Here is a 10,442-nt window from a genome sequence, read left to right as displayed (position 1 = left end):
CTGTTGTAAGAGACTTTCATCAAAGCAAAAACAAAACCGATAAGAACACCGCAGACAATGCCTGCGGCGGTTATTTCCAGTGTGACCAGAGCTGCCTGAAAAAAATCAGGAAACCTGGTAAACACTACTGATAAATTCCAGGGGAATAAATTAGTCAATGAATCTCTCCTGATTTACGGATTCGTAATATCTATTCCGTCAATCCATTTTTTACTGATTTCCGAAAGGGTTCCGTCTTTTCTCATTTCAGCAAGGATGGTATTGACTTCAGCTGTAAGAGGATCATCTTTCTGAAAAGCAATAGCACACTTCTCTTTTCTTAATAATTCACCGGTCAGGACAAGATCTTTTCCGCCCTTAATTTTGTTTATGGCGTTCACTGCAACCACACGATCGGAGATGACAGCATCAATCCTACCATTCAGCAGTTCCATAAGTGTCTGATTATCATCTTCATAGAGGCGGGCTTGTGCTCCCATTCCTTCTACGTCATCAACAAAAGTAGTACCGTTTACTACACCGATAAGTGAAGCCGATGAAATATCGCTTAGTGCCTTGATATTAGAATCTTTGCGTACAATGACTTGAGCTCCCGAGTAATAATAAGGGTCTGAAAAATCAACGATTTTCAATCTTTCTTCAGTAATGGCCATACTTCCAAGGACTCCGTTGTAACGGCCGGCTCTCAGACCTGCGATAATTCCATCCCAGGCAGTGGTAACATATTCCAGCTCCATATCAAGGCGGCTGGCAATTTCTTTTGCCACATCCACATCAAATCCGTCCACTTCATTTGACTCAGTCATAAAATTGAATGGAGGATATCCGCCGGATCCTGCAAATTTAATAACTCCATCACCATCTTTCTGACCGCGGGCAAATGCATTAATGCTCAAACACGACACCATCAGTACTAACACGAAGAATGTTTTACTTTTCATTTTTTCTACTCCAAATATTTAACTGCATTTCCATCCTGATCCACATCAAAACCGTAAAACGCAATCTTTCATTTTTTATTACCTGTATATTCCATTCGGTTCATTTTAATTAGAGTCCTAATTATTAAATCAACAATACAAAGCACCTAGAAGAATAAACAAATAATATTTGCTTAGTACTATAACAATTTATCTAGTATAATGTCAATCTATTATGACTTAATTCAACTTTAAGCTCACAATAATACTTATATTCAGATTTATTTAATATCAACACTAATTATTCTTATAAGAATAATAATAATGGATACTGATTGAAATCAATAGCATTCAAAGCAATAATAAGTATAACAAATAAAACGAAATGGTTAGGAGCTGGTTCCAAAAATGAATAAAAACACGAGTATTTACAAAATAGAAGCTCAATTTTCAAAAAATGAATATTATATAGACTTAAAAGAATTAAAAAGAAAAGCTATGAATTTTCTTGAATACTTTGCAACAGAAGCCCTCACCGACAGCAGCTTCGTAGGGATTATCGGTGCTGGTAACGGTGAAGAACGATTTCAGCAATTAATGAAGGCCTGCCATTTCTCGGATGCAGACATTTTCTTAAAAGAAATACTTTCTTCTGTCATGAATGGGGGGAAAGCCCCTGTCAATCTGAAGGAGATTCAACTCCCTACCCGTTTTCTCGTAGCACTCCTTGAAGTGGTAATTACCGAAAAGGGTTACATCTCCATAAAAACCGTAGACCAGTTGATTAAAGAAACGAATCTGTTCGTTCCTGAGGAGCAAAAAGAGGATCTTCAAAAAGTTATCGAAAAATATCCTGTCCGCTTATCCTATCATACGATCCGCCAAATGATGGTTTCCGATAATGTGGCCTATCAGTATATGCCCTTTATCGAAGAACTGGACACTGTCGGCCACACAAATACCTGGATTGGACAGTTTCATGAAGGCCTTCTGGAACAGATGTACCAAAACAGAGTCATTTTCCTGTTGAATATGAGCTGTCCTGTTTACTGCCGATTCTGTTTCCGCAAACACAAAGAGTCCAGAAATGAAACCAACCCGACTATTCTCGAGATAAAAAAGGCAATCAGCCATGTTGAGTCATCTCCTGGAATAAAAGAGATTGTAATCACGGGAGGTGATCCATTCCTCAGTAAAAACAGCATATTAGCTGCCATAGACGGACTGATGCAGGTACCCCATGTTCAAACACTGAGACTGGCGACACGTTCGGTAGCCTACTACCCGAATTTATTCCTTAAAAATGAAAGATCCTATTTAAAATTCCTGAAGCAAAAGAACCTTGAACTTCAGCAAAATGGCAAGCGGATGGAAATAGCCACACATTTTATCCATCCAGATGAAGTATCACCGGAAAGCCTGGAGATTATAAGTGAATTAGTCAATTCCGGTATATCCGTCTATGTCCAGACCCCTTTTCTGCAGGATTGCAATGATCAAGGTCCGGAGCTTCAAAAGCTCTTCCTCTTACTGCGCGGGGCCGGTGCCGAAATGCACTATATCTATATCCCCTGCAGCCCGATACATGGGAATAGTGTGTATTGGTCGCCTCTTTCCAACGGAATAGACATTGCCGAATACTTACGGGCCTATCTTTCAGACAGAAGTGTTCCGAAAATATGTACGGCGACCCCCATTGGAAAAATGGAATGGTATACAAGCGGCTGGGCGGTAGAGCCTGTCAAAGACAAGGAGAACTTACTCTGGATCAGGACCCCTTACACTCCTGAATACTTTAAATCCTTCGCTCCCCTGGCGAAAGATCTTCCCAACATCAGAGTCAATAGTGAAGGGACTCTGGATATTCAGTATATGGCTAAAATTGGAAAGGAATCCTATTTTATGGGTTCCCGTCCATTGAAAATCTCGAAAACCCAACTCCCCATAGATCTTCCCGAAGAATTGTCTATCATAAAAAGCCGTTCCCGTTTACATGGAGAATCCATTATCAATACCGGGAGTGGTCTGCTTAAGAGGGTTCACAGAACCCGGGTGGAGCTTTCAACGGAGGCCACACAGAAGGAACTGGATTATATTGCAGACAAAAAGAGCATCAGCGATGTCGTTCTCATACCCAGGGGAACAATTACAGACGAACTCAATGCGATTGAAAGGATTGCCTCCACTCTTTTATCAATTCCCCATGTCAACGCTCTACGCTTAAGAAGCCTGTGCTTCAACTATGCCCCGGAAAGATTTCAGGATTCCCACATCAACCGTTTGGGAGAGCTGAACCGTCTGACCGTAGCAAATCCTTTACGGGTTGAAATTGAGAGCTGGTTCATGCATCCCGATGAAATAAAGGTGACCCATAAAAAACTGACCCGTCAGTTCAACAATAAAGGCATCTCCGTATACTGCAATACCGCATTATACGGAGAAGTGAATGATTACCCGGATCTGATACAGGAGTTGACATTCAACTACAGACAGGCAGGGATGGAGTTTCATCATCTTTATGTAGCGGGACATCCGGTTCAAAGGGAATGGAACAAAACTCATCCGGTTGATATGTATGACATCATTGACATCGCATCCAAGATAAGAAGGGAAGGCAGCGGCAGGGAGGGACCCCGCTATATCATCCAAACTCCTTTGGGAGAAGTCTATTATGGCTTAACATCTTCATTCAGCTATGAGGGAGAGAAGGTCATAATGAAATTGGACAGCTACGATCAGGATTATTATCAGGAACTGGATGCCGACTTTTCCCTGCCGGAAGGCATCATCTTCGACGAGGACAATAAACCGGTCATGTCTGTTCCCGGGCTAATAAATACCACAGGCTTCAGGGTATAGGAAGAATGGAGATGGACTACCCCTATTTACTTCTCAACAAGCGGCTGAAAATCAGCCCGATCTTTCCCGACCTGAAGTCAACACCCCTCATTCTGGATCTTTCAGTGGACGGGTCTTTCCTTGACGACCTCCCGCCGGGAGATCAACGGGCCTTCCAGGGCAAACTGGACTGGAGGATGAATGGAAGTTCTCAGTGGGGGTTATCCTCTTATCTTGAAAACCGGAAAACCCTTCTTTCCACCTGTCAACAAATGGTGAAAGAGGAACGTTTTTATCATCTGGGACTCGATATAATCGTGAAAGCAGGAACTGATCTCCACAGTCCCCTTGATGCCACCGTGATAGATGCCGGTTTTGAAGAAGGTATCGGCAACTATGGAGGATTTATTATGCTGGAACACTCCAGTTCGGATTTTGAAACCTTTTATTCACTCTACGGCCATTTGAATCCCGCCAGCTTAATAAAGCCGGGAGCGAGGCTCACTGCGGGGGAATCCTTTGGAGAGATCGGAGAATTTGAAGTCAACGGGAATTGGTTCACCCACACACACCTGCAGATTCTGACCGAAGAGGGCCTCTCCCGGGGAATGCAATTCAAGGGTTACTGCCGGGGAGAAGAAATTGTGGAAATGGATCGCTTGTGTCCCTCCCCTTTCCCTCTTTTTCTGGCCTCCCGGCTTATCCCCTGAGGACATCTACCGCAGCAGTTTATAGAAACTTAAGGTCATGAAACATATGAAATTCTCCTATTTGCTGAAATATTGACTGCCAGGATCTCCCAGGACTGTTCTGATAGTTTCCTGAAATTTTGCAATTCTATAAGGCTTGATAATAATTTTCGTCAACCCTTCTTCCTTTGACATCTGTGGTACGGATGTATTATAATTAAAAGCGGGCCTCTTGATTAACAGACCATTCAGCCATTGACTGATGCTGATCTCTTCGAGTCCTTGAGGGCCTTGATTAGGACATCCCAAATGTCATCATGGTTGTTATTAATTGAGAAAGCCCTATAATTAATATAAACAGACAAAAAAAAATAATAGTAAGGAGTAGATAATGAAACTATCTATGATTGGATTCCTTTCGGGTTTTCTTCTCGTTAGCAGCCTCAGTTTATTTGCCGCTGGAACTCAGGAGACTGAGAACAAAATGATCATTCGGGTGGCCGAACAGGTGCCGAACCTCATTACCCCCGGCGCATGGGATGGACAGGCTTTTTCACTGAATTCTTCCATTTATGACTACCTCATCGAAATGGATGCTAACACCGGAGAACTGGTTCCGGCTCTGGCAACGAAATGGAGCAGTCCTGATGGAAAAATCTGGACATTCGATTTGCGAAAGGGAGTCAAATTTCATGACGGCAGCGATTTTACAGCTCAGGATGTAAAGTTTACAATAGAAAGGACTCAGAATCCGGATCTCGGTCACTTGAAAGCCCAGGATTTTGAGGCGGTTGAGAGTGTTTCGGCTAAAGACGACTATACATTGGTCATCACTCTAAAGTCTCCTCTACCAACGTTTCCATTTATTTTCACAGACTATAACATGGCTATGCTGTCCTCTGACTATGATTACAAGACTCTTGGAGAGACCGCTCCTATGGGAACCGGTCCTTTTAAGCTGAAAGAAATGATTTTGAAAGAGTCGGCGCTTCTGACCAAAAATGCAGGTTACTGGCAGACCGGTCTACCCAAATCTGATGAATTGCGGATCTATTTTGTCCCCGATATCGAATCAAGCATCTCTCTTCTCGAAGCCGGGAAGGTGGATATCGTTCCTCAGGTTTCTCCTATCATTAAAAGAAGACTGGATGGAATGGAAGGATATAATGTTGTATCCCCCTATCAGGAATCACGCTTTATCGCGATGTCCGCAGATCGGACACCTTTTTCTGATAATAAAGTCCGTTTAGCATTGAAATACACCATGGATCCGGAAATTCTTGCCAAGGCTTGTCAAGGTGTTCTCGGAGAAGGAATATTTTATAACGAAACTCCCATTGTTAATAAACTGGCCCAGTATAAGGAGATTCCCTTTCGTGGCCGGGATATCAATAAGGCCAGGGAACTGTTAAAAGAAGCTGGATATCCTGATGGAGTCACAACCGAACTCTACTATGCTTCGGATCACCCCTATGGAACAGCCATCGCACAGACTTTGAAAGAACTGGCGGCACCGGCTGGAATCAATCTGGAACTTAAGGGATTTCCCCGGGATATTTATCTTTCTCAATACTGGATGAACGCACCAATGCTTCTTACCGGCTGGGGAGTTCGGGTTGATCCTTCCATGCTTCTTATGCTCGCTTATGAATCTAAAGGCCCCTGGAATGAATCTCACATGGATGACCCCGAAGCGGATGAGCTTATTGCGAAAATCAGAAGCGAAGTGGACCCCAAAGTCAGACAGTCCTATTACGATAGACTCCAGGAAATTTTTGTTGAGAGAGGAACGGTGATTAACCTTCAGGTTCCCTATCTCGTACCCTTAAACGACCGGGTTCAGGATTACCGTCAGCCTGTAACCATGCTGCCTCAACTGAAATACGCTTACCTTAAATAAATGAGTTTTTTTAAAAGAGTAATCATGCGGCTGGGGTTCATGTTAGTGACCCTGGCTGTCATGTCTATGTTGATTTTTATACTTGCAGAAATTATGCCCGGGGATGCTGCTCAAACTGCTTTGGGGCAAAGCGCGACACCCGAAGCTCTTAAGGCACTACGTGAGGCTAAAGGACTGGATGATCCCCTGCCCGTAAGGTATGCCCGCTGGGCGGGGGGGTTCCTCACGGGAGACCTTGGTGAATCTCTGTACATGCGGGGGGTTCAGATAAAAACCATCTTCTGGCGGAAGGTGGGGCATTCCCTGATCCTAGCCTTAACAGCCCTCATTTTTTATGTTCCTCTTTCGCTGTTTTTCGGGATTCTGGCTGGCGTAAAAGCCGAAAAGTTGACCGATTCGGTGATTTCATTTTTCGGGTTAGCCACCATGGCTTTACCGGAATTCGTCTCGGGAATCATCCTGATTACCCTATTTGCGGTAAAAATTCCCCTCCTCCCCATAACCAGCATCATCCCCATCGGTGAAACCCTGGTAGGGAATTTAAATATTTTAATCCTGCCTGCACTATCCATCACCTTTGTCATGTTCGGTTACGTCTCCCGGATGCAGAGATCCTCTATGATCAGTGTCTTGAACTCTGATTATGTCAGAACCGCAGTCTTGAAGGGGATGCCCTGGCGGCATGTGATTTTCCGCCATGCTTTAAAAAATGCCCTTCTTCCCACAATAACCATCATCGGGATGAATATGGGATGGCTATTCGGAGGGCTCATAGTAGTGGAGACCCTTTTTGGATTTCCCGGTCTTGGTTCACTGACTATGACGGCTATTAAAACCAGGGATATCCCACTTATTGAGGCATCTGTTCTGTTTATCACTTTTGTATTTGTTGTTTCCACTCTAGTGACCGATTTACTTTATGCTTTTTTAAATCCAAAAATTCGGTTTTCAGGAGGGGAGCGATGAAAAGATTGATGCTTATGCTCAAAAAAAACCCGATGGCAATAGTCGGTCTGATAATTCTGTTCTTCTGGGTTATCACCGCACTGATTGGTCCCAAACTGATTTCCTATTCATATACAGAAATGGATATGGAAAGCCAGTTGACAGCGCCGGGACAGAACGGGCATCTCCTGGGGACCGATACTCTGGGTAGAGATATCCTTTCGAGAATTGTGGCTGGCAGCCGATCTATTCTAACTGTTGCACTGATGACCAGTCTCTTCTCATCTATCGCGGGAATCCTCATTGGATTCAGCGCCGGTTATTTCGGGGGAAAAATAGACACAATCTTTCTGCGTATTATGGACATTGTCATGGCCATTCCTCCGCTGGTTCTCTCCATGGTCGTTTTGGGAATACTGGGAGATTCTTCAATTTTAAGTCTCACACTAATTGTTTCCATAGCCTACACCCCGGCCACTGCCAGGGTTGCCAGGGGAGCCCTGCTTACCTGCCGGGGAAACGAATATGTTGATGCCGCCCGGATTCGGGGAGAATCGGATTTCTACATCATGTTTGTGGAGATTCTTCCCAATACCATCGGTCCGATTATTGTGGAAATCACCGCCCGCTTTGCCTATTCCATCATGATGATAGCCTCTCTTGGATTTCTTGGTGTGGGACTGCAACCTCCGACTCCCGATTGGGGAATGATGGTTATCGAGAATAAATCGGTCATCAGAATGGCTCCATGGGCGGTACTGTATCCGACTCTTTCCATTGCCTCTCTGGTCATTGCCATCTCTATGTTCTCCGATTTTATCAGCAAGGTGATGATTCATGAAAAATGAAACTGTACTGGAAATTAAAAATCTTAATGTTGCATTTAAAACTCTGACTGATTCTGTTGTCGCCCTTAAGGATATATCCCTGAAGGTTGGACGAAAAGAATCATTGGGAATCATTGGTGAATCGGGCTGCGGAAAGAGCACCCTGTCCTATTCCATTATGGATTATCTCCCTGTTAACAGCCTGCGAACCGGTGAGATACGTTTTATGGGTGAAAATCTCCTGGATAAAAGTCATAAAGAAATGATGAACTATAGAGGGAACCGTATAGCCATGGTCTATCAGACCCCCTATTCCTCATTAAATCCTTCCCTGACTATAGGTTACCAGCTTGATGAAGTCACAATGATGCATCGTAAATTTACACAAAAGCAGGCTAGAAAAGCCAGTCTAGAAGCCATGTCTGACTTGTATATGGGCGACGTAGAAGGTATTGCCAGGAGGTACCCTCATCAGATCAGCGGAGGCATGCAGCAACGGATTTGTATTGCCATGGCTCTCCTCTGTCGTCCCGATGTAATGATCCTTGATGAACCAACCACAGCTCTCGATGTGACTACCGAAGTTGTTATATTTGATATCCTGAAGGAACTGAACGAAAAATACAATATGTCCTTCATATACATATCCCACGATATCGGGGTAGTCAATAGAGTGGCCGACCGGATTGCTGTGATGTACAGGGGAGAAATTGTAGAAACAGGTCCTCAGGAAATGCTGTACCGACATCCCAGGCATCCCTATACCCGGGCACTTATAAACTGTATGCCCCGTTCGGGGATCGTTAAGGATGAAGTCAGACTCAATACAATCCCCGGATATGTGACGAGAAGATCTGCCGAGGAGACAGGATGTCCCTTTGTAAGCCGGTGTACCAAGAAAGTTCCCGGTTGTGTAGAAAAATATGGAATGAAAATGCGGGAAGGGGGACACTACTCAGCCTGTGACCGGGCCTATGCTGAAGATATTCCTGATACTTTAGCCCCGGAAAAGATCACTCCAAGGAATACAAGCCACTCTGATGAAGCCATTCTTGATGTTCAGAATTTAAAAAAACATTACGGGAGCAGCTCCCGGAAAGTCCGGGCTCTGGACGGTGTAAGCGTCCATCTTGGAAAAAACCAGGTTCTCGGTGTTGTCGGCGAGTCAGGGTGCGGAAAAAGTACCCTGGGACTCACAATAAGCGGGCTTCTTAAACCGTCTGAAGGAAGGATCCTTTTTGACGGTAAAGAGATCGGTTTTACATGGAAAAAACGAAGTCCCGATGTTTTAAAAGAAATCCAGCTGATCTTCCAGAATCCCGGCAGGAGTCTGAATCCTTCATTTACCCTGGAGCAGATTATCGGTCGGCCGATGAAAAAAATGCTGGGTATACGTTCCAGAAAGGAAAGACGCAACAGGATTGTGGAGATTCTGAAAAAAGTGGATCTTGGTGAAGAATACCTGTACCGCAAGGCCACCCAGTTAAGCGGGGGAGAAATGCAGAGGGCAGCCATTGCCCGGGCTTTCTCCATATCACCCAATCTTCTTATCTGTGATGAGCCCACATCGGCCCTGGATGTCTCGGTACAGGCTTCGGTTCTCAATCTGCTGGGAGATCTGCAGGATGAATCTGGAGCTTCCTACATTTTTATTTCCCATGATCTGAACGTGATTAATTTTATCAGTGATTACATCATCGTGATGTATTTGGGCAGAATCTGCGAATATGGAACGCGTGAGGAGGTCGTGAGTGGCCCCTATCACCCCTATACGGCAGCGCTGCTATCCGCTGTTCCCGATGTGGATCCCTCATTGTCCAAAACACAGATCCGGCTTTCCGGTTCGCCCCCCAATCCGACAAAGATCATCAGGGGCTGTCCCTTCGCCGGGCGGTGCCACAGGCAAGTGGGAAAAATCTGCGAAGACCAGGCGCCTCCGAAAATTGTGCTGTCGGACAGTCATTATTTATATTGTCATATTCCCGGTGATGAACTCTGACAGAAAGGGTGATATGAGCAATTCGAACAAGTCAGGGACCTCATCACACAGGGCAGCGAAGGAATTCTTCTCATTTCACAAGATGGAGAAAGCACTGTAACCATGGTTGGTGAATCGTAACAGTTAATTCACTCTGTTGCAAAGAGCAAAATTGAACAACTCCTTACCCTTTTTTCATGGAAGCTCTCTTAAGCACATTCAATCTCTGAAGAACTTCCTCCATGAATATAAAAAAGACAGTCCTGGATTTTTCATAAGGCAGTAGATGGCTAGGTTGTGGTTCCTTTGCTAAAAGGAAAATTTTGTCACACTGTTTAAAAAGTG

The 10,442-nt window shown here is 44.3% G+C and carries 7 protein-coding genes; 6 read left to right on the top strand and 1 reads right to left on the bottom strand.

From position 1 onward, the window contains the following. Positions 1 to 173: 173 nt before the first annotated feature. A complete protein-coding gene (locus tag PF479_RS08430; RefSeq protein WP_298004865.1) occupies positions 174 to 941 on the bottom strand; it encodes an ABC transporter substrate-binding protein in 768 nt (255 codons plus the stop codon). A gap of 387 nt (positions 942 to 1,328) precedes the next feature. On the opposite strand from PF479_RS08430, the gene PF479_RS08425 reads away from it, so the two are divergent. The 6 genes from PF479_RS08425 (at position 1,329) to PF479_RS08400 (ending at position 10,118) form a co-directional block, all read left to right on the top strand. Beyond that, positions 1,329 to 3,779 (top strand): radical SAM protein, encoded by a 2,451-nt coding sequence (locus PF479_RS08425; protein WP_298004862.1) that lies wholly within the window; start codon positions 1,329 to 1,331, stop codon positions 3,777 to 3,779. 11 nt (positions 3,780 to 3,790) lie between these two features. Continuing rightward, a complete protein-coding gene (locus PF479_RS08420; protein ID WP_298004860.1) occupies positions 3,791 to 4,468 on the top strand; it encodes a peptidoglycan DD-metalloendopeptidase family protein in 678 nt (225 codons plus the stop codon). 370 nt (positions 4,469 to 4,838) lie between these two features. Further along, entirely contained in the window at positions 4,839 to 6,347 is a 1,509-nt protein-coding gene (locus tag PF479_RS08415) for an ABC transporter substrate-binding protein (protein WP_298004857.1), read from the top strand. A gap of 24 nt (positions 6,348 to 6,371) precedes the next feature. After that, the gene (locus PF479_RS08410; RefSeq protein WP_298004854.1) at positions 6,372 to 7,313 is read left to right on the top strand and encodes an ABC transporter permease; all 942 of its coding nucleotides are present in this window, start codon (positions 6,372 to 6,374) and stop codon (positions 7,311 to 7,313) included. Further along, entirely contained in the window at positions 7,310 to 8,140 is an 831-nt protein-coding gene (locus PF479_RS08405; RefSeq protein WP_298004851.1) for an ABC transporter permease, read from the top strand. The genes PF479_RS08410 and PF479_RS08405 overlap by 4 nt, the downstream gene beginning before the upstream one ends. Further along, positions 8,130 to 10,118, top strand: coding sequence for an ABC transporter ATP-binding protein (locus PF479_RS08400; protein ID WP_298004848.1), 1,989 nt, complete (start codon positions 8,130 to 8,132; stop codon positions 10,116 to 10,118). The genes PF479_RS08405 and PF479_RS08400 overlap by 11 nt, the downstream gene beginning before the upstream one ends. Positions 10,119 to 10,442 lie beyond the last annotated feature (324 nt).

This window comes from Oceanispirochaeta sp. (assembly GCF_027859075.1).
Taxonomy (GTDB): domain Bacteria; phylum Spirochaetota; class Spirochaetia; order DSM-2461; family DSM-2461; genus Oceanispirochaeta.
Note: the sequence above shows the minus strand (reverse complement) of the source record. Positions and strands in the feature narration are given on the sequence as shown.